This window comes from Glycomyces sp. NPDC050141 (assembly GCF_055586545.1).
Map to the genome: position 1 here is coordinate 1 of NZ_JBVJHZ010000036.1, position 24,506 is coordinate 24,506.

Sequence of the window (24,506 nt, forward strand, 5' to 3'; positions counted from 1 at the left end):
CTCCCCAAAGGGGCGCGTGTTGGAGGGGCCCCACAAACAAAAAAGGGGGGGGGGGGGGGGGGCCCCCCCCCCCCCCCCCCCCCCTTGCCCGAGTCGTCCGGGGCGGCGGCACAGCCTCCACAGCACCGCCGCCCCGGGCCTACGCGACCTGCCCGCCGTCGATGTACGCCCGTTCCACTGACGAGTAGATGTCGAGCGGGTCGCCCGACCAGATGCAGAAGTCGGCGTCCTTGCCCGCCTCGAGCGAGCCGAGGCGGTCGTCGACGCCCATGATCTCGGCGGGGTTGATGGTCACCGACCGCAGCGCCGTGTCGCGGTCGAGCCCGGCCTTGACCGCCAGCATCACCTGGATGATCAGGTGTTCGATCGGGACGACCGGGTGGTCGGTGGTGATGGCGAGCTTGACGCCCGCGGCGGCGAGCTTCGCGGCGTTCTCGGGCCAGCGGTTCACCGTCTCCACCTTCGAACGCGAGCACAGCAGCGGCCCGAAGATCACCGGGATGCGCCGCTCGGCGATCACGTCGGCGAGCAGGTGCGCCTCGGTCCCGTGGTCGAGCACCAGGTCGTACCCGAACTCCTCGGCCACGCGCAGCGCCGTCGCGATGTCGTCGGCGCGGTGGCAGTGCTGCCGCCACGGGATGCGCCGGTCGAGGACCTTCGCGAGGACCTCCAGCTTGAGGTCGCGGTCGGGGTCTTCCGCGCTCCGGTAGTTCTCGGCCTCCACGAACGCCTGCCGCAGGACGCCGGCCGTGCCGAGGCGCGTCGACGGCGTCTTCTTCTGCTCGCCGTAGACCCGCTTCGGGTTCTCGCCCAGCGCGGATTTCACGCCTGACGGCGACCGCAGCACCATCTCGTCCACATAGCGGCCCACGGTCTTGATCGCGACGGTCTCGCCGCCGATCACGTTGCCCGAACCGGGGTTCACGTTCACGGCCAGCACGCCGCCCTCGAGCGCTTCGGCGAAGCCCGGCTCGGCGGGGTTGATGCCGTCCAGCGCCCGCACGTACGCGGTGTTCGGGTCGGTCATCTCGTTGGTGTCGTTCCCCGCCCAGCCCTCGGCGACCTCGTGCACGCCCAGGTGCGTGTGCGCGTCGATCAGGCCCGGCACGATCCATTTGCCGGTGACGTCCTCGACCGGGATGCCTTCGGGCACAGGCAGGTCGGCGCCGCCGACGGCGCTGATGCGGCCGTTCTCGACGATGATGACGCCCTGCTCGATCGGGGCTGACGTGATGGGGATGATGTGGGCGCCGCGCAGCGCGAAACTGGCCTCGGTCATGGACCCGCCTTCGGTAGTGGGTGGTTCGGACCCATCCTGCCCTACCGACTAGCCGACCGGCTAGTGACCTAGCCCGCCCAGCGGATGATCTCTTTCGTGACCGTCTCGGGGGCCTCCTGCTGCGGGAAGTGGCCGATGCCGTCGAGGAGCTTCCACTCGTAGCGTCCGTGCACGTACCGGCCCGAGCCCTGCGCGGTGCGGGGGAGGACGCAGGAGTCGAGCGCGCCGTGCAGCTGGAGCGTCGGCACGGGCGTCGGCCGCTGCAGGAGCTTCACGAACCGCCGCCCGGCCAGGCCCATCGCGGTGCGGAACGGCCACCGGAACGCCTCCAGGGCGCAGAACGCCGCCTGCGGGATCTGGATGACGTCCCTGCAGGCCCGCACGTACTCCTGGAAGTCGCGGCTGCCGCGCCAGCCCGGGCCCGACCAGGCGTACATGAGGTCGGCGACTTTCCTTGCGTCCCAATCGGTCAGCTTGTGCTCGTAGCGGGGCATCTGGAACGCGAAGAGGTGCCGGGACGCCGTCATCTGCCCCTTCGGGTCGACCGCGAGGGCGGCCCGCTGGCGCAGCGGGTGGGCCGCGCCGAGGACGATCAGGGACTTGAACTGGCGGGGGTGGAACGCGGCGGCGGCGAAGCCGAGGATGCCGCCGAGGTCGTGGCCGACGACGGTGGCCTCGCGTTCGCCGAGGGCGCGCACGAGCCCGACGACGTCGGCGGCCATCGTGTAGGCGTCGTAGCCGCGCGGGGGCTTGTCGGAGGCGCCGTAGCCGCGCAGGTCGGCGGCGACGACGCGGAAGCCGGCGTCGGCGAGGGCCGGGATCTGGTGGCGCCAGGCCCACCAGAACTCGGGGAAGCCGTGCAGCAGCAGGATGAGCGGGCCCTCGCCTGCCTCCACGACGTGGAAGCGCGAGCCGTTGGCGTCGATGTGCCGGTGGGTCCAGGGGCCTTGCTTGATCGCGGCGCTGTCGGCGAAGGTCTTGCGGGTCACGCGCTCAGCGTACGAGGTCACCGCCCGTCGCCGGGCGGGCGGGCGTAGGGCGTGCCCCTTCCCACCCGCATCCGCCTCCTACCAACCGAGGAAATGAGACGACTCTCCCACACGGGTCCGACATATCGGCGTTTCGGCCGGTCGCGGAGGTAGGGGACGGCCGGGGTGCCGGGGTGCCGGGGTGCCGGGGGGCGGGGGTGCGATGCGGAGGCGGGGATGCCGGGCCGAGGCGCCGGGGGCGAGGGAGCGATGCGGAGGCGGGGCGCGGGAGGGCGGGGGTGCGATGCGGAGGCGGGGACGCCGGAGGGCGCCGGGCGGGACCTGTCGTCCCTCCCGGCGCCCTCCGGGTCGCCTAGTCTTCCTTACCGCTCTGCAGGCCGGTCTTGATGCGGCTCATCACGGCGCCGTCGGCGAGGGTGGTCACGTCGCCGATCTCGCGGTCCTCGGCGATGTCGCGCAGGAGCCGCCGCATGATCTTGCCCGAGCGGGTCTTCGGCAGCTCGGCGACGATGATGACCTGACGCGGCTTCGCGATGGGCCCCAACGTGGTCGCCACGTGCCCCCGCAGCTCCGCCAAGTGCTCCGGGCTCGAGTCCCGGCCGCCGCGCAGGATCACGAACGCGACGATGCCCTGGCCCGTCACCGGGTCCGAGGCCCCGACGACCGCGGCCTCGGCCACGGAATCGTGGCTCACCAGCGCGCTCTCGACCTCGGTGGTCGAGATGTTGTGCCCCGAGACGAGCATGATGTCGTCGACGCGGCCCAGCAGCCACAGGTCGCCGTCCTCGTCCTTCTTCGCGCCGTCCCCGGCGAAGTACAGCCCGCCGAACCGCGACCAGTACGTGTCGATAAACCGCTGGTCGTCGCCCCAGATGGTGCGCAGCATCGACGGCCACGGCTCGCGGATCGCGAGGTACCCGCCCCCGCCGTGCGGCACCGACTCGGCCTGCTCGTCCACGACGTCCACGTCGATCCCCGGCAGCGGCCGCTGGGCCGAGCCGGGCTTGGTCGCGGTGGCGCCCGGCAGCGGCGAGACCATGATCGCGCCGGTCTCGGTCTGCCACCACGTGTCCACGACCGGGCAGTTCCCGCCGCCGATGTGCTCGCGGTACCAGACCCACGCCTCGGGGTTGATCGGCTCGCCCACGCTGCCGAGGAGCCGCAGGCTCGACAGGTCGTAGCGGGCCGGGACGTCGTCGCCCCACTTCATGAACGTGCGGATCGCCGTCGGCGCCGTGTACAGGGTCGTGACCTTGTACTTCTCGACGATCTCCCACAGCCGCCCGGTGTGCGGCGTGTCCGGCGTGCCCTCGTACATGACCTGCGTGGCGCCGTTCGAGAGCGGCCCGTACACGATGTACGAGTGCCCGGTCACCCAGCCGATGTCGGCGGTGCACCAGTACACGTCGGACTCGGCCTTCAGGTCGAACACCGCGTGGTGCGTGAACGACGCCTGCGTCAGGTACCCGCCCGAGGTGTGCAGGATGCCCTTCGGCTTGCCCGTGGTCCCCGACGTGTACAGGATGAACAGCGGGTGCTCGGCGTCGAACGCCTGCGCCGCATGCTCATTCGAGGCCGTCCCCACGGTGTCTTCCCAGCGGACGTCCTTGTCGGTCCACTCGACCTCCTGGCCGGTGCGCGTCACCACCAGGACCTTCTCCACCGACGGGCACCGCTCCAGCGAAGCGTCCACGGTCGGCTTGAGCGCCAGCGGCTTCCCCTTGCGGAACCCGCCGTCGGCGCAGATCACGAGCTTCGCGCCCGCGTCGTCGATGCGGCTCGACAGCGCGTCGACGCTGAACCCGCCGAACACCACCGAGTGCGGGGCGCCGATGCGCGCGCACGCCAGCATCGCCACTGCGGCCTCGGGGATCATCGGCATGTAGATGACGACCCGGTCGCCCGCGCCCACACCGAGGTCCGTGAGGGTGTTCGCGGCGCGCTTGACCTCGTCGAGCAGCTCCGCGTACGTGACGGCGCGGCCGTCGCCCGGCTCGCCCTCGAAGTGGATCGCGACCCGGTCGCCGAGCCCGGCGTCCACGTGCCGGTCGAGGCAGTTCGCCGCGACGTTCAGCTCGCCCCCGGTGAACCACTTCGCGAACGGCGGGTTGTCCCAGTCCAGGACCCGGTCCCAGTCCTTCGACCAGTCGAGCCGCCGCGCCTGCCGCTCCCAGAAGGCCAGCCGGTCGGCCGCGGCCTCCTCGTAAGCGGCCGCGGTGACGTTCGCCTGCGCTGCGAACTCAGGCGAAGGCGGAAAGGTCCGGTCCTCCGAGAGCAGATTGGCAAGCGTCTCTTGCGGGGTTGATGCCACGGGTATTCGCTCCTTACAGATCTACGCGCCACTGCGCGACTGTGAGGCGGGTCTATGTCCGGCAACACTAGCGCGACGAACACGACACGGTTACGCCCGGCCGCTCCGGCACCGGCATCTGGGACCGCTCCTCGCCGAACGGCCCGCGGGCGGTCGGCGGGCGGTCCGCGAAGGGATTAGCGGCCGCAGCGGGGACCTTGCCGCGCCGATTCGGGAGGTATCGTCGGACCGGTGCACGATCCTGGACGCCGACACCATCCTGTGACTGCCGACTAGCCCGCCCAGTGCGCCGTATGCGCGCTCCGCCCAAAAGGTAAGGTTCCGCCCGTGGATCCTCTCGCGCCTCTCCTCGAACTCTCCGAGGTTGCCGACGCCCTTGAGAACGCCAGAGCCAACGTGGACCGGATGCTGTGGCACGAGGCCCTCCGCGGCGGCGACGAGCTCGTAGCGGCCGAGGTGGCCCTGCACAGCGCGTCCGCCACGCTGGCCCTCGACGGGTACGACTGCGACGTGGAGCGCCTGCGCGACGGGGACTTCGACGACCCGGCCGTCAGCGGGGTCCTGCGCGTCATCGAGGCCCTCCCCGGCCTCGCCCCCATGTGGCCGGTCTCCCCCCGCTACGTCCTCGCGAAGCTCCACACCCTCGCCACCAAGGAGTTCCCGGACGCAGGCACGGACTTCGAGCCCGGCCGCATCGAGGTCGACGAGTCCGGCATGAACCGCATCAACGCCCTCTGCGCGCTGGTCACCAACCCCACCAAGGAGATCCCGGCCGCGATGGCCGCCGCCGTCGTCCACGGCGAACTCCTCGCGGTCCGCCCGTTCCCCGTGGCCAACAACGTGGTCGCCCGCGCCGCCGCGCGGCTCGCGCTGGCCAGCAAGGGACTCGACCCGAAGCTGCTCATCACGGTCGACGCCGGGCACCTCGAACGCGCCCCCGAGTACGTTGGCGCGCAGCGCGCCTGGTCGACCGGTACGCCCGACGGCGTCCGGTCCTGGCTCAAGCACTACGGCAAGGCCCTCACCGCGGGTGCGGCCGAGACCCTGCAGATCTGTACCGAGCTGATGAAGGACGCCGACTAGCGCCTACCCAGAGGCCCTAAGTGTCGTCCCCGGCGAGCTCGGCGCGCAGGCGCTGCTTCTCTTCCCTGCGCCGCTTCACACCCGCGTCGATGTGGTCGATCATCGCCTCGCGCTGCCCGCGCAAGAGAACGAACCCGAGCAGCATCGACGCGAGCAGGCCGATCGCGAGCGCCAGCAGCGCGTTGATGAAGAACATCAGCGGCACGGCGACCACGGCGATGAGGGCCACGCGGTACAGGTAGAACTTGACGACCGGGTTCATACTGGCCGCTCCTCTCCGAACGCTTTGATGCCCGCGAACCACAGCGGGCCGTAGACGAGTGCGGCCACCAGGCCGCCCAGGCCGCCGGTGAGCATCGGCGGCCACGCGGTCGGCGCGATGAGCGCGACCGCGAACCCGGCGGCGAGGCCGAGCAGGACGCCCACGAGCATGAGCCCCCAGCGGGCCGCGCCCGCGTACCGCCGGAACTGCTCGGTGTACACCCACACCGTCGGCAGCGCCGCGATCCACCCGGAGGTCTGCCCGAAGCGCCCCCCGGTCGGCAGCACGAACACCAGGTCGATCACGACCAGGACGGCCGCGCCCATCACGAAGTACGCCAGCGCCGTACCCAGGAGCTGCCCGAGGGTCTCGACCTTCGGGCGCTCCCGCTCCGGCGACTTGCCTTCCGCCACTAGAACTTCACCGACTGCGGCTCCGCGCGCCGCTCGCCGATCGACTGCGGCCCTTCGTACTCGCGCACGACCTCGTAGCGGGTGTTGCGCTCGACGGGCTGGAACCCGGCGTCGCGGATGAGCTCGAGGAGGTCCTCGCGGGTCATCTTGTCCGGCGTCCCGTACTCGTCGGCGTCGTGCGTGATCTTGTACTCCACGACCGAGCCGTCCAGGTCGTCGGCGCCGAACGACAGCGACAGCTGCGCGACGTCCAGGCCGTGCATCACCCAGAAGCACTTGACGTGGTCGAAGTTGTCCAGGAGCAGCCGCGAGACCGCGAAGACCTTCAGCGACTCGGCCGGGCTCGCCATCTTCGTGCGCGCCTGCAGCTTGTTGCGGATCTTGCCGTCCTTGGCGTCGTGGAAGTCGTGCTGGTAGCGCAGCGGGATGAACACGGCGAACCCGCCGGTCTCGTCCTGCATCTCGCGCAGGCGCAGCACGTGGTCGACGCGGTGCCGCGGCTCCTCGATGTGCCCGTACAGCATCGTCGCCGGGGTGCGCAGGCCCTTTTCGTGGGCGAGGCGGTGGATGCGCGACCAGTCCTCCCAGTGGCAGGCGTGGTCGACGATGTGCTGGCGGACCTCCCAGTCGAAGATCTCCGCGCCGCCGCCCGTGAGCGACTCCAGGCCCGCCTCGATGAGCTCGTCCAGGATCTCGTCGGCGGTCAGCCCCGAGATCTTCTCGAACCACTGCACTTCCGTCGCGGTGAACGCCTTCAGGTTCACCTCCGGCAGGGTCTCCTTGAGCGCCTTGAGGACCCGCGGGTAGTACCGCCACGGCAGCGTCGGGTGGAGGCCGTTGACGATGTGCAGCTCGGTGGGCGCGTCGCCCTTCATCTGCTCGGCGAGCGCGACGGCCTGCTCCACGCGCATCGTGTACGCGTCGGTCTCGCCGGGCTTGCGCTGGAAGGAGCAGTACGCGCAGGACGCCGAGCACACGTTGGTGAGGTTGAGGTGCCGGTTGACGTTGAACATGGTCCGGTCGCCGTTCTTGGCGGTGCGGACCCCGTGCGCGAGCCGCCCGAGCCAGGCGAGGTCGTCGGTCTCGTAGAGGCCCACGCCGTCCTCGAAGGTCAGCCGCTCGCCGGCCGCGAGCTTCTCCTCGATGCCGGCCTTGAACTTGGCGTTGTCGTCCATGGCGCTCCCAACGTTGTGGCGTTTCCGCCAGGGTAGCCCCGCCGCGACGCGGCGCAGGGGGCGCACGTTGCGCGATGTGAGGCCGTGAACGTGGGTTGTGTTGCCTGCCACGGCACGTGAGCGGCGGGCAACCGGGGATGCGAGCCTTGCGTGTCTTCGGTACAGTATTCGTGGCCTCCCCCACAGAAGGACACCTCACATGCGCGTTACACGGTTCGGTGCCCGAGTGATCGCCGCCGCCGGCGCGGCCGCTGTTGTCTTCAGCGGCGCGCTACCCGGATTCGCCGAGCCCGGCGTCACCGTCCCCGACGACGGCAACCGCCCCGCGGGCAGCGCCACCGACGACACCCCCGTCACCAACCCGGCCACCGCGAACGGCCCCCTCGGCACCCAGATCATCACCGCGCAGGCCGACCTCGCGCAGATCGCCGAGCAGACCACCTCCGCGCAAGAGGAATGGCTCCAGCGCGAGACCCGCCTCACCGACGCGCAGACCGCCTGGGCCGCCACCCTCACCGAGCTCGAGACCGCGCAGGCCGCCCTCGACTACGCCGCCGGAGAGGCCTACGCCGAGACCGCGGGCCAGCCCGACTCCGAGCTCCCCGACCTCACCGGCCTCGCCCCCCTCGGCGGCGAATGGGACCTCCCCGCCCTCAACGCCGACCTCGAGGACGCCGCGACCGCCGAGTCCGTCGCCCGCGCCTCGCTCGACGCCGCGACCCTCTCCGCCGACCGCTCCGAGACCCGCTACATCACGCTCGACGTTGAGTACGACCGCGCCCAGGCCGCCCTCGACCAGCTCATCGCGAACAACCGCGAAGCCGTCGAGAAGCTCGAGGACGAGCGCGAGACCGCCGCCGCCCAGTACTCGAACGACTTCTCGTCCGAAGTCGACGGCTGGGACGCCGCACCTGCCGCGAAGAAGGCCGTCGAGTACGCGCTGGCGCAGCTCGGCGACCCGTACGTGTGGGGCGCCGAGGGCCCGAACTCCTTCGACTGCTCCGGCCTCGTGCAGGCCGCGTACAACCACGCGGGCGTCTCGCTGCCGCGCGTGGCCGCCGACCAGTACAACGCGACCCGCGACAAGCCGGTCGACACCGAGAAGCTCCTCCCCGGCGACCTCCTCTACTGGTGGGACGACCCCGGCAACTGGCAGTCGGTCTACCACACGGGCATGTACCTGGGGAACGGCAAGATGATCCAGGCCCCCCGCACCGGCGACGTGGTGAAGATCAGCTCCATCTGGTTCGAGAACTTCGCGGGCGCGCACCGCGTCGTCGACGCCGTCCAGACCGACCCGGACGCCGAGAACCCGACCCAGACCCCGGACGACGACGACCCGACGACGCCGAGCCCGCGCCCGCCGACGACCCGTCCGACCGACCCGACCACGCGTCCGACCGACCCGGACCCGTCCGGGAGCGAGTCGCCCACGGACCCGCCGACCTCGTCCTCCCCGACCCCGTCGCCGACCCCTTCGGAGTCGCCGTCGGCGGACGAGGAGACGCCGTCCGGCGAGGAGACTCCGGCCACTACAGCAGCGGATTCCGACACGTCGACGAGTGATCCCGCCGAGTAGGGGTACCGCACGGTAGTGGGAAGGCGCGCACGGGACGCGACCGGTTGATGGCACGATGGTTGTTGAGTTGCCCGAACGACGCTCCAGCCCCGAGGAGGCTCCGTGGACGGAAACAGTTGTAGCTCTTGCGGCCAGCGACTGACGTCCGGGCAGCGCCGCTGCCCCCAATGCGGAGCGCCGCTGCCCCCGCCGCTCGGGGGCTTCCCGGCCGAGTCGGGGCCTTACGGCGGATCGGGCTCGTACGCGGCCCCGGCCGCGCCCGCGTACGGCGCGGCGGCCGTCCCGCAGTACGCCCCTCCCGGCGAACCCGGCTACGCCCCGCCCGGTGCCCCGCAGGGCTACGCGCCCCCGCCGAACCAGGCCTACGGCTCGGCAATCGTCGAACCCCAGTACGCGCCGCCCGGCGCCTACCAGCCGACCGACCCGTACGCGAACCAGAACCAGGGCTACGCCGCCGTCCCGCCGCCGCAGTACGGCCAGCCCGGCCAGCCGGGCGCGAACCCGCCGCCCGGGTCGCCGCCCGTCCAGGGCTACGGCGCGCCCGGAGGCTGGGCCCCGCAGGCCGCGCCTCCGGGGATGCCGCCGCAGGGCGCCGCGCCCGTGCAGGGCTCGGCGGCCGTCCCGCAGTACGGCGCCCCCGGCCAGTACCAGGCGCCGCACTCGGGCTCCGCCCAAGTGCCGCCCTACCCGCCGCAGGGCGCGGCCTCCGGTTCGGCCGCGGTGCCGCAGTACCCCTCTCAAAACCCGCAGTACCCGTCCGCCCCGTCGTATCCTTCGGCGCCTTCGCAGGGCTACCAGTCCGCGCCGCCGTTCCAGTCGTCGCAGTCGCTGCCGCCGGTCGCGGCCGCCCCGCCGGCCTCGGCGCCGTTCTCGCCGCCCGTCCCGGAGCCGTACGCGGCCCCGCAGGTGCCCGAACCGCACTTCACGGCCCCGCCCGAACCGCCCGCCGCGAGCGCGCCGTTCGCCGAGCCGCCCGCGTCCTCGCCCGTGACCGGCGCGCCGTTCGCGGTGCCTGCCGCGAGTAGCGGCTTCAGCCTGCCTTCGGCCGAGTCCGGCGCGTTCGCCGCGCCCGGCGCGGAACAGCCGGGCCTGCCCGAGCCCATGCCCGACGGCACCCAGATCCTGCGGATCAGGCCGAACGCGCAGCCGCCCGCCCCGGCCCCGTTCGCCGATCCCGAACCGCCGCTTGACGTCCCGCAGGCTGCCGCGCAGCCCGCCGGTTTCAGCGTCCCGTCGGCCGAGAACGTTCCCGGCGCGGCCTATGCGGCGCCGGTCCCTGCGGCCGAGGTCCCGAGCCAGGCCCCCGCGCCCGACGACGACCAGCCGTTCGAGGAAGCGCATCACAGTACCGACGACGCGCCGTTCGATGCGCCGTCCGACTACACCCCTTCGGAACCGGCCTTGGCGTTCAGCGCCCCCGAGCCCGCCGCCCCGGCTCCCGCCGCCGGGGGACCGACCGTCGTCGAGGCGGTCGAAGAGGACGACGAGGATGCCGCCTGGGACGAGCTGCCCGACCCCGAAGACGACGATGACGACGTCGAACTCTCCGAGGAGGAAGAGGCCTCGCTCGCCGGTCTGGGCGACGACGTGCCCGGCGAGTCCCTGCCGCCCGCCCCGGCCTCGGCCCCGGGCGCCGGGTCCGATGAGGACGATGAGACTCCCGCGATCGAGCCGGTGCTGGACGCGGCCCTCGCCGACGCGGCGGCCGTCGAAGCGCCGAGCCCCGGAGCGGACCTGGCCGAAGCGGCGGGGACCGCCGCCGAGTTCGCCGAAGCGGCCGGTATCGAGGTGCCGGAACCTGAAGCGGCGCAGGACAAGGAGCCGGAGGCAGGAGTCGAGCCGGAGCCGGTCGCGGCGCCCGCGTACGACGCCTATGCGGGGCCTGTCTCCGACGCGTACGCCGAACCCGAGGCAGCCGCGGAGGCCCTTGACGCGCCCGCCGAGGCGCCTGCGCCAGCCGACGTGCCGGAGTTCGACGCGGCGGCCGAGCCCGCTGACGACGTGCCCGAGTACGCGCCGGAACCGGTCGAGGAGGGCGCCTATGCGGACGCTGCCGAGCCCGAGCCGGTCGCCGAATCCTTTGCGGCCGTGTCGGAGCCCGCCGCAGGCGTGGAATCGGGGGCACCGATCCACGAAGCCGCCGAGCCCGCCGGACTGCCTGTCCTGGGCGATTCCGAGCCGACCCCGCCCGGGCCGCTGCCGGACCCGCTGCCCGGCCCGACCCCGCCGCGCCCTGAGCCGGTGCCGAATCCCGAACCGACGCCGCCGGCGCCGCGTCCGGAGCCCGTGCCGGAGCCGACGCCGCCGCGTCCTGAACCGACGCCGCCCCAACCGGAGCCGCTGCCGCCGAACCCCGAGCCCGGCCCGCCGATGCCGCGTCCCGAGCCTTCGCCGGTGCCGCAGCCCGAACCGCTGCCGCCGAACCCGGAACCGGGCCCGCCGATGCCGCCCGTGAACGACAGCCCGTTCTCGGACGCGGCCCCGATCGACTACCCCGAGCCGGAGCCCGAGCCGGTCGCGGTGCCCGAGGACGCTCTCGAGGAGGGCCCGCAGTCAGAGGTCGAGTCGGCGCGCAAGAAGGTCGTGAACGCGCCGGACATCAGCCTGTTCGAGGAGCCTTCGACGAAGACCGGCGCGCACCAGCTCCCGGCCGTGAAGCCCGCCGTGGAAGCCGACGGGTTCCGGCCCGGCCGCGCCCGCGTCAAGAACCTCCTCGACCGCTCAGAGCTGCCCGAGCACATCCCGCTCCCGCGCCCGACGGTCTACGGCGCCAAGCCCGCAGACGACGAGGACTGACCGCCGCGGGCCCGCCCGGTCGGGCGGGCCCGTCGGCTTGGTCCGGCGCGCGCGGAGTGTCCCACTTCCCGTGGCATTCGCCGAAAACGCGTCCGCCGTCCCCGACTCCGGTTCATCCTGGTGCAGACGGGCGCTCGATGCGGCCCGCGAGCTTCGCGGGGAGGGCCGTCCCGGCCCGCCGCCCGCGTCATCGGGGAAGGTGAGCAGCATGGCGGAACGCCGTGTCAAAGTGACCACGGAGGTCGGCATCCAGGCGCGGCCCGCGACGGTCTTCGTCGGGACCGCCGCGGAGTCCCGCACCGACGTGGAGATCGCGAAGCCGGGCGGGGACCCGCACGACGCGAAGTCGATCCTGCAGGTGCTGACCCTCGACGTCAGGTCCGGCGACGAGATCGTCCTGACCGGCGACGACGAGGAGATCCTCGACCGGCTCGCCGCCCTCGTCAGCGGGGACGGCGACACCGGCAGCGCCGACATCGGCGATATCGACGAGAACTGAAGGCCCGCGGCCGGACCGGTGCGAGATCCGGTCCGGCCAGCCGGGTCCGGTCCGGCTATCTAGTCCGGCCCGGTCCGGTTCCGCCATCCAGCCCGTCCCACCATCCGGTCCGTTCCGGCGTCCGCGGTGATGTCGGCGACGCCGCCTCCGCTCGCGTACCTCCTAGCCGCGCGACCGGCTACGGTCGAAACTGTGAACATCGCACGGCGCCCCAGGGTCGGCCACATCGCGTTCCTCAACTGCCTGCCCATCTACTGGGGACTGGCGCGGACGGGCGCGCTCCTCGACCTCGACCTCCACCGCGCCGCACCGGACGAGCTCAGCCGCCGCCTCGTCGCGGGCGACCTCGACATCGGGCCGATCACCCTCGTCGAGTACCTGCGCCACGCCGACGACCTCCTCCTCATCCCCGACCCCGCCGTAGCCGCCGACGGCCCGGTCCTGAGCGTCAACCTCGTCTCGAAGGCCCCGCTCGCCGACCTCCCGGCCGCGCCGCGCGTCGCGCTCGCCTCGACCTCCCGCACCGGCGTCCTCCTCGGCCGCATGCTCCTCGAAGACCGCTACGGCCGCAAGCCGACCTACACGGTCACCGCGCCCGACCTCGACTCCGCGCTGCGGGACGCCGACGCGGCGGTGCTCATCGGCGACGAAGCCCTCCAGGTGTTCCACGACCCGGCCGGGCATCACGTGCTCGACCTCGCCGCCGAGTGGAAGGACTGGACCGGCCTGCCGATGGTCTTCGCCGTCTGGGCTGTGCGCCGGGACTACGCCGAGGCCCACCCGGGCCTCGTCAAGGACGTCCACCTGGCCTTCCGCGACTCCGTGCAGCGCAGCCGCGACGAGATGGACGAGGTCGTGGCCTCCGCGGCCCGCTGGGAGCCGTTCCCGCCCGCCGCGCTCGCCGAGTACTTCGACCGACTCCAGTTCGGCCTCGGTGAGCGGCACCTCGCCGGGTTGCGGGAATTCGCGTCCCGTGCGTCCCGTTATGCGGATATAGCCCCACTGCGGGCAGGCGGCCCGGAGTTCTTCGAGACCGGGCCCGAAGCCCGGCTCTGACCACCCGAGACGGACGACGAAGGGACCCTGCTGTGGCCGTCGAGCTGAAGAAGCCCCGCAAGAACCGCCCCGCCTGGCACAAGCTCACCGTGAGCCGCGTCAGGCCGCTCACCGAGGACGCCGTCGAGGTCACCCTCGCCGTCCCCGAGGAGCTGCGCGCGGCCTTCGACTTCAACCCCGGCCAGCACCTCACGTTCCAGCGCGTCGAACCCGACGGTGCCGAAGTGCGCCGCTCCTACTCCCTCGCCTCGACCCCGCGCGAGCTCGCCGAGCGCGGCACGCTGCGCCTGGGCATCCGCTCGATCCCCAAGGGCACCTTCTCCGGGTACGCGAACCGGCAGCTCACCCCCGGCGACGTGCTCGAAGTCCTTCCGCCCCTCGGCCACTTCTGGACCGAGATCCGCGCCGACCGCCACTACGGCTCGGTCGTCGCGGGCTCCGGGATCACCCCGATCATCGGGATCGCGACGGCCGCGCTCGACGCGGGCGCGACGGTGACCCTCCTGTACTCCAACCGCACCGAGGCGTCCACGATGTTCGCCGCCGAGCTGCGCGACCTCCAGCGCGAGCACGGCCCACGGCTTCGCCTCCACCACGTGCGCACCCGCTCCGAAGGCGACTCCCCGCTGCTCACCGGGCGCCTCACACCCGAACGCCTCGAAGCGCTCGTCGCGGCCGGGGTCGTCGACCCGCACGAGGTCGACGAGTGGTTCCTGTGCGGCCCCTACGAGATGGTCCTCGGCGTCAAGGACGTCCTGGAGGAAGCCGGGGCGCAGCGCGTCCACACCGAGCTGTACACGGTCTGAGGCGAGACCCACGAGTCACCGCGCCCGGGCGCACTGTCCCCAGGGCGGCTCCGGCGATACGCTTCGTGCATGGCCGAGATTGACGATGTCCTCGCCCGCGCCGCCGACGGCGGCGCCATCAGCGCCGAGGAAGCCCTGCTGCTCTACACCGAAGCGCCCTTCCACCCGCTCGCCGAGGCCGCCGACGCGGCCCGACGGCGCGTCATCGGCGACAACATCGTCACCTACCTCATCGACCGCAACATCAACTACACGAACGTGTGCGTCACCGCGTGCAAGTTCTGCGCCTTCTACCGCGCCCCCAAGCACGAAGAGGGCTGGGCGCACCCGATGGAGGAGGTCCTGCGCCGCTGCGGCGAGGCCGTGGGCCTCGGTGCGACGCAGGTGATGCTGCAGGGCGGGCACCACCCCGATTTCGGCGTCGAGTATTACGAGGAGCTGTTCTCCTCGGTGAAGCGCGAATACCCCGAGCTCATGATCCATTCGATCGGGCCGTCGGAGATCGCGCACATGTCGAAGGTCTCGGGTGTCGCGATCGACGAGTCGATCCGCCGCATCAAGGCCGCCGGGCTCGACTCGATCGCGGGGGCCGGGGCCGAGATGCTCCCGGCGCGCCCGCGCACGGCGCTCGCGCCGCTGAAGGAGTCGGGGGAGCGCTGGCTGGAGATCATGGAGGCCGCGCACCGGCAGGGCCTGGAGTCGACGGCGACCATGATGATGGGCACCGGCGAGACCGCGGCCGAGCGGATCGAGCACCTGCGGATGATCCGCGACGTGCAGGACCGCACGGGCGGGTTCCGGTCGTTCATCCCGTGGACGTACCAGCCGGAGAACAACCACCTGAAGGGCCGGACGCAGGCGACGACCCTGGAGTACCTGCGGCTCTTGGCGACCGCGCGTTTGTTCTTCCACAACGTGAAGCACCTGCAGTCGTCGTGGCTGACGACCGGGAAGGCCTCGGGGCAGCTGAGCATGCACCTGGGCGTGGACGACCTCGGTTCGATCATGCTGGAGGAGAACGTGATCTCCTCGGCGGGCGCGCGCCACCAGTCGCGGCTCTCGGAGCTCATCGGCCTGATCCGCACCGCGGACCGGATTCCGGCGCAGCGGAACACGCTCTACGAGCGCATGTCGGTCCACTGGACCCCCGAGGACGACCCCCACGACGATCGCATCCGCTCGCACTTCTCGACGATCGTCAAGGAGCTCCAGCTCAAAGCCGAGTAGCGGCCGGTTCAGGGCCTGAGGGCCTTGAGCACCCGCATCGCGTGCGCCGGGGCGTCGGCGGGGTCGAGCGGGGCGTGCCCGACCAGGAGCCGGTACCAGAACGGCCCGAACACGAGGTCGACCGCGTGGTCGAGGTCGGCCGCGGGATCGATCTCGCCGCGTTCGGCGCCGCGCCGCAGTATCGCGGCCACGACGGCGCGGCGGCTCGCCACCCATTCCTGGAACGGCGGCAGGAACTCCGGGTCGAGCTGGGCCTCGGCCATGAGCCCGCGCAGCGCCTTCGCCTGGAGCGGCCGTTCCGCGATCCGGTACAGCCGCGACAGGAACTCGGCGAGATCGCCTGCGGCGCTGCCGGAGTCGGGTTCGGGCATGCGGCGGGCGACCGCCAGCGTATAGGCCTCCATCACCAGTTCAGGCCGGGACCGCCACCACCGGTAGATGGTGCTCTTGGCGACGCCTGAGCGCGCGGCGACCCCCTCGATGGTCACGCCCTGGTAGCCCAGCTCCTCCAGGAGCGCGGCCGCCGCGGTCAGGACCGCCTGGTGCGCTTCCTCACTGCGGACGCGTCCGCCCTTCCGATCGCTTGCCATGACCGACATCGTAGACTACGCTCAAATCGAAACGCTACGTATCGATTGAATTGGAGTCGTCATGAGTCGCATCGTCATCGGACACGAGCTCGCGAGCTCGCCCGACCAGGCCTGGTACGGCCACCTGGCCAGTGAACTGGCGCCGCACGAGGTGGTCACCCCGCAGCTGCCCGACCCTGAGGCGCCGCAGGCCGAAGCGTGGATCAAGGCCATGGAGTCCGAGGTCGCCGACGCGGCCGACACCGTCCTGGTCGGACACTCCCTCGGCGGCGTCGCGCTGCTGCGCGTCCTGGAGCGCCATGAGGGGGAGCCGTTCGCCGGAGCGGTCCTCGTCGCCTCGATGGCGCACGAGGTCGGCTACGAGCAGCTGGCGCCGTTCTTCGAAAGCGGGTTCGACTGGGACCGCATCCGCGCGAACGCCAAGGGCTTCCGGGCACTGATCGCCGTCGACGACCCTGTGCTGACCCCTTCGCCGCTCGAGCACGTGGACCTGTTCGCCCGCCATCTCGGTGCGAAAGTCCTGGTCACCCCGGACGGCGTCCACTTCAGCCGCCACCAGGACCGTCGCGAACTCGACGAGGCCGCGGCGCTCGTCCGCGAACTCCTGGCCTGAAACGCGACCGGGCCCGGCGCCGCAAGCGCCGGGCCCGGTGGTGAGGACGGTCAGATCAGGTGGCCGATCTCTTTCGCGATGAGGCGCACGTTGACTCCCGAGTTGGGGCAGCCGCCGAAGTGGTGGAGGGCGATCACCTCGTGGGTGTCGCGGGAGAGCACCGGGGAGCCCGAGGACCCGAACTCGGTGTCGCAGTAGTACGAGATGTCGCTGTCGGCGACGTACCCGTCGTACACCTCGTGCTTGACCACGCAGCTACCGCCGTCCACTGAGGACTCGATGGCGATCTCGGTGGGCCGCCCGGCCGGGTGCTGCGGGATGTAGATCGCCTCGCCGCTGCGGGCCGCGCGGTCCGAGAGCTCCAGGAAGCCGAAGCCCTTGACCTTCTCGAAATCATCCACAGTGAACAGCGTGTAGTCCAGGGACTTCGAGGTCGCCAGCACTTCCGAGCCGTTCACCTTCACCGGCGGGTTCGTGATGTCCGTGCCGCACACCGCGCAGTCGTACCCGAACCACACCTCGGTGCCCTGCGCCTCTTTCGTCTCCGTGAAGCAGTGGTGGTTGGTCAGCAGCCGGTTGCTCTCGCCCACCCGGAACGCCGTGCACAGCACGGTCCCGTCGATGAGCAGGCGCGCCACCGGCTCCGCGTGGTCCACCTCGTCCGGATACGACGACCGGTAGCAGGCCGAGGACTGCTTCTCGTCGCCCTCGCAGATCGACTCCTCCGGCCGGGCGCTGTCGGCCCGCTCCTGCGCGAGGCCGTCCACCTCCTCGGTGGTGAACCCGTACGCGGCCTTGTCGATCAGCACGCCCAGCGCCGACGAGCCGCCGCCGGACTCGCGGTGCAGCTCGACGATCGCGGTGTCGCCGGTGATCGAGGTCGCCCACTGGTCGATCAGCGACTCCTCGTACCGGTAGGACTCGGCGCCGTCGGGGCTGGAGACCGTCACGAAGTCGCCCGTGTTCAGCAGCAGCCGCTCGAAGTGGACCTTGACGTAGCCCGCGTCGGGGCCGGAGACCTCAAGGACGTCGGCCTCGTCCGCGTACGTCAGCGACTCGGCGAGCGCCGTCACCTCGCCGACGTCGACCAGGCCGAGCAGGTCGTCGTCGACCGGCATGAGCTCCATGGTGCCGTCCAGGAGCGCGTCGTCAAGGAGCGACGCCGCGGGCTCGTCCTCGGCGAACGCGCTCGGCACCACCGCGGCCGCCCCGCCCAGCGCGATCGACCCGGCCGCCGCCACCAGGATCAGCTTGCGGCGCTTGCGTTCGGCCCCGCTATGCCCGGTTCGTGGATTCCGCACGCTTGCCGCCACGGTCGGCCCCTTTCGTGAGAGATGTGTCGACCGTTCAACGAGCGAGGCGCGCGGAGGTTGCGCCACGTGAGGGTGGGAAGGCGTGGGTCACAGGGAAAACCGACGCCGTCGGGTCCGCCTGGGGCCTATCGGTCCGGCCCTCCAGGGCGGCAGCGGTCCAGGATCTCGCCCAGGCCCCTGCGCGTCGCCACCACCAGGAGCGTGTCGCCGCGCCCGACCCTGAAGGCCGCGTCCGGGTTCCAGCTGATCGTCCCGCCCGCGCGCTTGACCGCGAGCAGCCGGTGGAACCCGACCCGCGTAGCCAGGTGCGCCCCCGCGTCGTCCATCGCCGAGCCCGCGCCGACCTCGAACGCCTCGATGTACGCGATGTGCCCGCGCACCGGGATCGTCACCAGCACCTTGTCGTCCGTGAGCGCCTGCGCGAAACTCGCCGAGGCGACCTCCGGCGCGCTGTAGGACGCGTGCGGCGGCGCGCCCTGCGGCGGCGTCGCCCGGTTCAGGTTCTGGCGGATCAGCGCCGCGAACTCCGGGTTGTAGATCCGCATCACCGTGCGCAGCTTCGGGTTGCACTCCAGGCCCGACAGCGCCGTCTCCAGGTTCGACTCGTCCTGCTTCGCCATCAGGACCAGCGACCGGCAGTGCCAGATGTTCGCCTCCGCCAGCAGCTCCTGGTTCGACCCGTCGCCGAACAGCACCTGCGCGCCCTTCGCGCGCGCGGCCCGCACGCCCATCGCCTCGCGGTTCTTCTCGATCGCGACGACCGGGATCTTCGCCTCCCGCAGCCGCTCGACGACACGGGTCCCCATGTTGCCCAAGCCGACCACGATCACGTGCTCCCGCACCTGCCGGGTCCGGCGGCCCTCCGACAGCGCGTACCGCCGGTCCACGACGGCCTGCACGATCGCACCGGTCGCGAACGGGATCAGGAGCGAACCGGTCAGCACCACCACCGCCTGCGTGACCTTCAGGAGCCGGCTCGCGGTCATGTCCGGGTCGATGCCGCCGCCCGCCATCAGCGCCAGCAGGTAGAACACCTCCCCGTCGCCGTCAGGGGAGTTCGCGCCGCTCGGCCAGAACGACAGCACCACGAACCCGAACGCGAACACCGCGAACAGGACCAGCGCGAGCACCACGAGGCTCTTGGTGAGCATGCCCCGCAGCGTGCTCAGCGCCTCCTTCACCGCCAGCACCGCGTTCTGCAGCCGCGGGCGCAGCTGCCCGCGCCTGCGGTCGGGCGAGAGCCACAGGTACCGCAGCGCCTCGTTCTCGTCCTCGGGGATGAGCTCGATCCCGGCCTGGTTGCCGCCCGCGACCACCCACTGCGCCTCGGCGCGCTCCTCGCGCTGCCGCGACAGGTACAGCCGGCGCCCCCACACGTTGATCTCGCCCGGCGGCAGCTGCTGGAGCGCCGCGAGCGCGTACGTGTCGGCGACCATGTCGGCGTCCGACTGCACGTACACGCCGTCCTCGTCGTCGCCCAGGAGCTTCTGGATGTTCGCGCGCAGCCCGCTGTTGTACATGCGGATGACCAGCCGCGGCAGGGTCTCGTCGCCCAGGTAGTGCGACATCTCGCGGATCTTCAGCGCCAGGTGCAGGTTCCCGACGTCGTTCTGGTCCATGAGCGCGACCGCGTACGCGGCCGTCAGCCCGGCGAGGCGCACGGTCTCGGCGGTGACCTCGGCCTGGGTGAACACCTGGAGGTTGCGGTTGACCTCGGCCTCGCGGCGGATCTCCTCGCGCTGGCCGCCGGGGCCCTCGGCGAAGACGGCGGTGACGTGGAAGGCGTAGCGCTCGATGAGGTGCTTGATGAAGCGGAGGGTCAGTCCGTTGTCGCCCACGACGATGACGCGGCGCTCGGTGCGGGCGTCGCCGTACTGGGGGTGCCGGGGGTGCATGGATGAAGTCTACGGACTGTTCGCAAACGATTGCGGCCCAAGAGAGTCCGGATTGCTACCCTCTGCGGGCCAGGCGGGCGAGGAGCTTGTCGACGTCGGCTTCGTAGTCGTACCAGTCGACGTCGTGCACGAAGCCGAGCTCGCCGTTGATCCAGCGGACGTCGTCGGCGGTCTCGAGGGTCCACGTCTGGACGTCGACGAGCTGCGGTTCGGCGCGGCGCAGCTCGGTGAGGAGCCGGGCCTTCATGGTCATCGCGAGCCCGTACGACCGGTGCTGGGGGGCGACGACGGTGTCGTACTGGTCGGCGCGGGTGGGCCGCTGCGCGGAGACGACGAGCTCGGTGAGGCCGACGACGTTCCCGAACGGTTCGGCGATCGCGACGGCGATGTGCGAGCGCATGCCGCGCCGGGCGAGGGTCTGGAAGGAGTCGCGCAGGGCCGGGGCGTAGGCGGAGCCGCGCCATTCGGGCACGAACGCGACGTTCCCGCCCGCCGAGCGCAGGTTGGCCTTGACGTCCGCGTAGGAGTCCAAGAGCCGTGCGGGGACGCCCCCGGCGTGGTATTCGAGCCGGTACCCGGCGGCGAGGCGCCCGGCGGCGTGCTCGATCTTCTCCCAGTCGATGTCGGCCCAGCGCAGGAGGTGCCGCTGCTCGACGACGTTGCGCGCGAAGCCGTGCCGGTCGTAGAAGCCCACGGCCGGGGTGGTGGCGATGACCTCGACGGACAGGGTCCGGCAGCCGTTGGCCTTCGCGCATTCGGCGACGGCCCGCAGGAGCCGGGAGCCGACGCCCTGGCCGCGTGCAGAGGGCCTGGTCGACATCTCGACGACCCCGGTCCCGCCCTGCTCGCCGCCGAAGAGGATGAGGCTGGCGTGCCCGACGAGGTCGCCGTCGGCGTCGCGGTCCATGAACAGGAACCGGCGGTCGTCCGGGAGCGACCCGGTGAGGTAGTCGCTGAGGCGGTCCGTGCGCCATCGCGGCTCGGCCGGCATGTCCGCTGCGGTCATGTCGTTGAGGACCGAGCACCAGTCGTTGAGGTCGTCGGCCGTCATCTCGCCGGGAGCGAGCTGCTTCAGGGGCATCTCTTATCCTTACCCGAAATCGTCACCGAACGGAACCCCCTCCTCACAGCTTGCAGCGATTCGGGGGGTCTGTCAGGCGGTGCTCTTCCTGCCGTACTCGTCGGCGCGGTCGAAGACCTTCTTGACGTAGTCGTCGCGGGGGTTGTAGCTGTAGAGGGCGGCATACCAGCCGTCGGGCCTGCTCATGTCGCGGTTGTCGTGGCAGAGGTAGTTGGCGGCGGCGGTGACGGCGTCGTCGATGTCGTGCGGGTCGGATTTGCCGTCCCCGTCGCCGTCGGCCTTCCAGTGCTCCCATGTGCTGGGGAGGAACTGCATGGGCCCCCATTCGCCGTGGATGGGGCCGATGATCTGGGTCATCGTGGTGCCGTCGGCCTGGATCTGGTTGCCGTTGATGGTGCCGTGGGTGGTCTCGGTGGCGCCGATGCCCGCGAGGGTGGTCCAGGACAGGTTGCAGCCGGGGTTCTGGGCGGCGGAGACGAGCTCGCCGCGCCCGTACGCGACGAGGGCGCGCTGGGGGATGCCGAGGTCGCTGAGGTTCGCGGCCCACGTCTCGAGCCCGGCCGGGGTGGCGGCGGCGCTCGTGGGCGACTCGGTCGGGCTCTGGGTGGGCGCGAGGATGTCGCCGATCTGCGTCGACTCGGCGGGCAGGCCCGCGGCGGGCGCCTCGCCGAAGGCGCCTTCGGGGGAGAGCGCGAGCGGGGTCTCGGCGGCTTCGGGGGTCGGCTCGGTGCCGAAGGACCAGGCCGGTCCCGCGCCGGGGACGACGAGCCAGCCCGCGGTGAGCGCCCCCGCGAGCGCGAGCACGGTGAAGGCGACCTGGACGCTGAGGCGCCCGGCCGGGGCCCTCAGGCCCCGCCACGCCGCCCGCAGGCCCCTGCCGGTGCCCCTGACGCCGAGCCACAGGACCCGCGGCGTGCGCTTGACGACCAGCCACAGGACCCGCGGCGTGCGCTTGACGGCGCGCCACAGCAGGCCCGGGGCGCGGCGCACGGCCTTGACGGCTTGCTTCGGCAGGGCGGCAACTGCAGTCGTGAACGACACGGGAGGGGGCGTCCTTTCTGGTCGAGCGCTGCTCGGTCGGATCGTCGTGGCGACGGTGCCGCGGGGCGGTATCGGCGGAGGTGCCGGGTGCGGCGGTGCTTGGTCGGCGCGGTGGTGCGGCACCGGTGCCGCGGTGCCGGATCGGGGCCCGGACCCCGGCGGACCGTCGGAGTGACGGCGCGGCGGGGCGCGTTCGCGAGGGACCGGACTGAAAGCGAGTATTCCCTAGTTTCGTCCCCGCGGGCAACGCCTGAGCGCCAATAATTCCGAAATCAACCGCGACCGAGTGGCGCGCGACTCGTTCTCCCAACGGACGGTGGTTGCCACGAGCAAACCCGCGGCGAGAACGCCTCATGTCCGCGTCTGCGCTGCAAGCGGCGTGCAGACCGGGTGCCAGTTCCCATCACGGCAGGTAACCGACTGAGATGGGGGTGACACTGTGAGGCCGCTGGGCATTGTGCCCGCGCACCAGCGCGCCACAGCCCGGCATACGGGGGCTGAACGAAAGTTGATCGACACGTGGATACGACAACGGCATCGCACGCCGCACTGACAGCCTTTGCCCTTCCTCTCGGGGACAACGGACCTGAATATAAGAAAGCGTCCGATGTGGAATACCGCTGCGCGGATGCGGCCATTGCCGAACGGGTCGCCGCACCCGGCAGCGCGAACGACGCGGACCGCGGCAGCGCCGCCCGGCCCGCCCCGCTGCCCTCCGGCGACGTCACGTTCATGTTCACCGACATCGAAGGCTCGACCCGCCTCGCCACCGGGCTCGGCGCCGAGCGCTACCGCGTCGTCCTCCACCGCCACCGCGCGCTCGTCAGAGAAGTCCTGCGCGCCACCGGCGGCACCGAGATCGACACCGAGGGCGACTCGTTCTTCGTCGCCTTCCACCACGCCGCTGACGCCTGCGCCGCCGCCGTCGGCATCCAGACCGCCCTGCGCGGCGCCCACTGGCCCGAGCACGACGGCCGCCCGCTCCGCCCCAAAGTCCGCATAGGACTCCACACGGGCGAGGCCTGGCCCTCCGCGGGCGGGTACGCCACACCCGAGGTCCACCGCACCGCCCGCATCTGCTCCGCCGCGCACGGCGACCAGGTCCTCGCCTCCGCCGACTGCGCCGCCGCCGCCGGACTCCCGCCCGCGGCGGTGCGCCGCCTCGGCGACTTCGAACTCCGCGGCCTGCCCGAACCGACCGAGCTCGTCCAGCTCGCCGCGCCCGGGCTCCCGACCGCGTTCCCGCCGCCGCCCGTGCGGCCCCTCACCCACCACCTGCCCGCCGACCTCAAACCGCCCGTCGAACGCCCGGGGGAGTACCGCGAACTCGACCGCGCCTTCGCCGCCCACCGCCTCGTCAGCCTCACCGGCCTCGGCGGCTGCGGCAAGACCACCGTCGCCAAGGCCTGGGCCCGCCGCCGCCTCGCGTTCTACGAGCACGGCGCCTGGTACTGCCGCGCCGGGGACGACCTCGGCACCGCCCTCCTGGCCTCCCTCGGCAGGCGGCCCGAGCTGTTCCGCCCCGCCATCGAGACCGCCGCCGACCGGCTCCGCGAGGCCACCGCGCTCCTGGTCCTCGACGACCTCGACCGCGCCCACGCGCCCGACGTCGAACGGCTCCTCCACGACTGCCCCGGCGTCCACGTCCTCGCCGTCGGCGCCCGCCCGCTCGAACTCCCCGGCGAGGCCAAACGCGCCCTCGGTCCCGCGCCGGTGGACGTGAGCGCCGCGATCCTCGCCGGGTACTGCGAGGAGCGCGCCGCCCCCTGGACTGCTGCGGACTGCCGGCCGCTCGCCGCCGCCGTCGACGGCTTCGTGCCCGCCCTGACGGCGCTTGCCGAGGTCACGGCGCTCGGCTCTCCCGGTGTGGCCCTGCGGTACCTCAGCGACGACCCGGTCGGCGCCCTCGACGGCGGCGGCCGCTTCAGCGCCGCGATCGACGCTGCGGTCGCCGCGATCTCGGGCCCGGCCCGCGCGGTCCTCCTCGAACTCGCGGCCCGCCCGGCCGGGGCCACCGTGGACGCGGTGCTCGACCTGTGCCGCCAGCGCGACGGGAGCCTCGAGGCGCTCGTCGAGCTCGTGGACGTGGCGCTGGTGGTGATCGAGCGGCCCGCGATGGACCAGGCGGTGTACCGGGTGCCCGCGCCGCTGCGCTGGCTCCTGACCGGTTCGGCCCCGGACGTGGCGCTGAAGGCCTCGGAGGCGGCTTTCGGGGCGGCGCACGCGCCGCAGCCGGAGGCCCCGCCGCTGGCCGACCGCCTGCGCCCGCGCCCGGCGGTCGCCGCCGGTTTCGCCGACCGGCTCGTCCACCCGGTGAGCCTGGAGAGCGCCCGCCTGCGGGCGGTCGCCTAGCGCGCAGCAGGGCCGGCGGCCGGAGACCTCTTTCGGGTGACACTTCGGCCGCCGGGCCCGGTTCCGGGGTGTTTTCTGTCGGACCCGGGCGGCAGGATCGAGCGGAGTGCTGATCTTTCCCCTCAAGTGGTGGGTGGGGGGTGGTG

Annotated in this window: 20 protein-coding genes; 9 read left to right on the plus strand and 11 right to left on the minus strand. The window is 72.1% G+C overall.

The window, feature by feature from the left end; translation table 11 throughout:
* Positions 1–139: 139 nt before the first annotated feature.
* From ACZ60M_RS19510 to acs, 3 genes are all read right to left on the minus strand, one after another.
* On the minus strand, positions 140–1,279 hold the full coding sequence (locus ACZ60M_RS19510; RefSeq protein WP_465419985.1) for an amidohydrolase: 1,140 nt from the start codon (positions 1,277–1,279) through the stop codon (positions 140–142).
* Positions 1,280–1,347: 68 nt separating this feature from the next.
* Complete coding sequence (locus ACZ60M_RS19515) at positions 1,348–2,268, minus strand: alpha/beta fold hydrolase (protein ID WP_465419987.1); 921 nt, start codon at positions 2,266–2,268, stop codon at positions 1,348–1,350.
* Positions 2,269–2,620: 352 nt separating this feature from the next.
* A complete protein-coding gene (gene acs / locus ACZ60M_RS19520; protein WP_465419989.1) occupies positions 2,621–4,579 on the minus strand; it encodes an acetate--CoA ligase in 1,959 nt (652 codons plus the stop codon).
* A gap of 327 nt (positions 4,580–4,906) precedes the next feature.
* On the opposite strand from acs, the gene ACZ60M_RS19525 reads away from it, so the two are divergent.
* Positions 4,907–5,662: an oxidoreductase gene (locus tag ACZ60M_RS19525; RefSeq protein ID WP_465419991.1), complete on the plus strand. Its 756-nt coding sequence runs from the start codon at positions 4,907–4,909 to the stop codon at positions 5,660–5,662.
* 16 nt (positions 5,663–5,678) lie between these two features.
* Here ACZ60M_RS19525 and ACZ60M_RS19530 read toward each other — a convergent pair whose 3' ends face one another.
* Genes ACZ60M_RS19530 through mqnE form a run of 3 tightly spaced genes read right to left on the minus strand, consistent with a single transcriptional unit; the run spans position 5,679 to position 7,512 of the window.
* Positions 5,679–5,924 (minus strand): DUF4229 domain-containing protein, encoded by a 246-nt coding sequence (locus ACZ60M_RS19530; RefSeq protein WP_465419992.1) that lies wholly within the window; start codon positions 5,922–5,924, stop codon positions 5,679–5,681.
* Positions 5,921–6,337, minus strand: coding sequence for a hypothetical protein (locus ACZ60M_RS19535; protein ID WP_465419994.1), 417 nt, complete (start codon positions 6,335–6,337; stop codon positions 5,921–5,923). The genes ACZ60M_RS19530 and ACZ60M_RS19535 overlap by 4 nt, the downstream gene beginning before the upstream one ends.
* On the minus strand, positions 6,337–7,512 hold the full coding sequence (mqnE, locus tag ACZ60M_RS19540) for an aminofutalosine synthase MqnE (protein ID WP_465419996.1): 1,176 nt from the start codon (positions 7,510–7,512) through the stop codon (positions 6,337–6,339). The genes ACZ60M_RS19535 and mqnE overlap by 1 nt, the downstream gene beginning before the upstream one ends.
* Positions 7,513–7,711: 199 nt before the next feature.
* Between mqnE and ACZ60M_RS19545 the strand changes: the two genes are divergently transcribed.
* The 6 genes from ACZ60M_RS19545 to mqnC all read left to right on the plus strand — a co-directional run bounded on the left by ACZ60M_RS19545 (position 7,712) and on the right by mqnC (position 15,475).
* Positions 7,712–9,091 carry a C40 family peptidase gene (locus ACZ60M_RS19545; protein WP_465419998.1) on the plus strand — a complete coding sequence of 460 codons (1,380 nt, stop codon included), beginning with the start codon at positions 7,712–7,714 and terminating at the stop codon, positions 9,089–9,091.
* A 102-nt stretch (positions 9,092–9,193) separates the two neighbouring features.
* Positions 9,194–11,887, plus strand: coding sequence for a hypothetical protein (locus tag ACZ60M_RS19550; RefSeq protein ID WP_465420000.1), 2,694 nt, complete (start codon positions 9,194–9,196; stop codon positions 11,885–11,887).
* Positions 11,888–12,095: 208 nt separating this feature from the next.
* The gene (locus ACZ60M_RS19555; RefSeq protein WP_465420001.1) at positions 12,096–12,386 is read left to right on the plus strand and encodes an HPr family phosphocarrier protein; all 291 of its coding nucleotides are present in this window, start codon (positions 12,096–12,098) and stop codon (positions 12,384–12,386) included.
* A 192-nt stretch (positions 12,387–12,578) separates the two neighbouring features.
* A complete protein-coding gene (locus tag ACZ60M_RS19560; protein WP_465420003.1) occupies positions 12,579–13,442 on the plus strand; it encodes a menaquinone biosynthetic enzyme MqnA/MqnD family protein in 864 nt (287 codons plus the stop codon).
* A gap of 32 nt (positions 13,443–13,474) precedes the next feature.
* Positions 13,475–14,248, plus strand: a complete 774-nt coding sequence (locus ACZ60M_RS19565) for an FAD-binding oxidoreductase (protein ID WP_465420004.1) — start codon at positions 13,475–13,477, stop codon at positions 14,246–14,248.
* A 69-nt stretch (positions 14,249–14,317) separates the two neighbouring features.
* A complete protein-coding gene (mqnC, locus tag ACZ60M_RS19570; RefSeq protein WP_465420006.1) occupies positions 14,318–15,475 on the plus strand; it encodes a cyclic dehypoxanthinyl futalosine synthase in 1,158 nt (385 codons plus the stop codon).
* 8 nt (positions 15,476–15,483) lie between these two features.
* Here the strand turns inward: mqnC and ACZ60M_RS19575 are convergent, their stop codons facing one another.
* Complete coding sequence (locus tag ACZ60M_RS19575) at positions 15,484–16,065, minus strand: TetR/AcrR family transcriptional regulator (RefSeq protein ID WP_465420008.1); 582 nt, start codon at positions 16,063–16,065, stop codon at positions 15,484–15,486.
* Positions 16,066–16,126: 61 nt separating this feature from the next.
* On the opposite strand from ACZ60M_RS19575, the gene ACZ60M_RS19580 reads away from it, so the two are divergent.
* Entirely contained in the window at positions 16,127–16,678 is a 552-nt protein-coding gene (locus tag ACZ60M_RS19580; RefSeq protein ID WP_465420010.1) for an RBBP9/YdeN family alpha/beta hydrolase, read from the plus strand.
* A gap of 50 nt (positions 16,679–16,728) precedes the next feature.
* Here ACZ60M_RS19580 and ACZ60M_RS19585 read toward each other — a convergent pair whose 3' ends face one another.
* The 4 genes from ACZ60M_RS19585 to ACZ60M_RS19600 form a co-directional block, all read right to left on the minus strand.
* Complete coding sequence (locus ACZ60M_RS19585) at positions 16,729–17,979, minus strand: trypsin-like serine peptidase (RefSeq protein WP_465420012.1); 1,251 nt, start codon at positions 17,977–17,979, stop codon at positions 16,729–16,731.
* A 137-nt stretch (positions 17,980–18,116) separates the two neighbouring features.
* Complete coding sequence (locus tag ACZ60M_RS19590) at positions 18,117–19,886, minus strand: potassium channel family protein (protein ID WP_465420014.1); 1,770 nt, start codon at positions 19,884–19,886, stop codon at positions 18,117–18,119.
* A 55-nt stretch (positions 19,887–19,941) separates the two neighbouring features.
* Positions 19,942–20,967, minus strand: a complete 1,026-nt coding sequence (locus ACZ60M_RS19595; RefSeq protein ID WP_465420016.1) for a GNAT family N-acetyltransferase — start codon at positions 20,965–20,967, stop codon at positions 19,942–19,944.
* Positions 20,968–21,039: 72 nt separating this feature from the next.
* Entirely contained in the window at positions 21,040–22,008 is a 969-nt protein-coding gene (locus tag ACZ60M_RS19600; protein ID WP_465420018.1) for a lytic transglycosylase domain-containing protein, read from the minus strand.
* Positions 22,009–22,617: 609 nt separating this feature from the next.
* On the opposite strand from ACZ60M_RS19600, the gene ACZ60M_RS19605 reads away from it, so the two are divergent.
* Complete coding sequence (locus ACZ60M_RS19605; protein WP_465420020.1) at positions 22,618–24,360, plus strand: adenylate/guanylate cyclase domain-containing protein; 1,743 nt, start codon at positions 22,618–22,620, stop codon at positions 24,358–24,360.
* The last annotated feature ends 146 nt before the right edge of the window (positions 24,361–24,506 follow it).

Coding starts and splice junctions, on each gene's coding strand:
- ACZ60M_RS19510 (WP_465419985.1), bottom strand. CDS start 1,279: ATGACCGAGGCCAGTTTCGCGCTGCGCGGCGCCCACATCATCCCCATC.
- ACZ60M_RS19575 (WP_465420008.1), bottom strand. CDS start 16,065: ATGGCAAGCGATCGGAAGGGCGGACGCGTCCGCAGTGAGGAAGCGCAC.
- ACZ60M_RS19530 (WP_465419992.1), bottom strand. CDS start 5,924: ATGAACCCGGTCGTCAAGTTCTACCTGTACCGCGTGGCCCTCATCGCC.
- mqnE (WP_465419996.1), bottom strand. CDS start 7,512: ATGGACGACAACGCCAAGTTCAAGGCCGGCATCGAGGAGAAGCTCGCG.
- mqnC (WP_465420006.1), top strand. CDS start 14,318: ATGGCCGAGATTGACGATGTCCTCGCCCGCGCCGCCGACGGCGGCGCC.
- ACZ60M_RS19580 (WP_465420010.1), top strand. CDS start 16,127: ATGAGTCGCATCGTCATCGGACACGAGCTCGCGAGCTCGCCCGACCAG.
- ACZ60M_RS19590 (WP_465420014.1), bottom strand. CDS start 19,886: ATGCACCCCCGGCACCCCCAGTACGGCGACGCCCGCACCGAGCGCCGC.
- ACZ60M_RS19595 (WP_465420016.1), bottom strand. CDS start 20,967: ATGCCCCTGAAGCAGCTCGCTCCCGGCGAGATGACGGCCGACGACCTC.
- ACZ60M_RS19545 (WP_465419998.1), top strand. CDS start 7,712: ATGCGCGTTACACGGTTCGGTGCCCGAGTGATCGCCGCCGCCGGCGCG.
- ACZ60M_RS19555 (WP_465420001.1), top strand. CDS start 12,096: ATGGCGGAACGCCGTGTCAAAGTGACCACGGAGGTCGGCATCCAGGCG.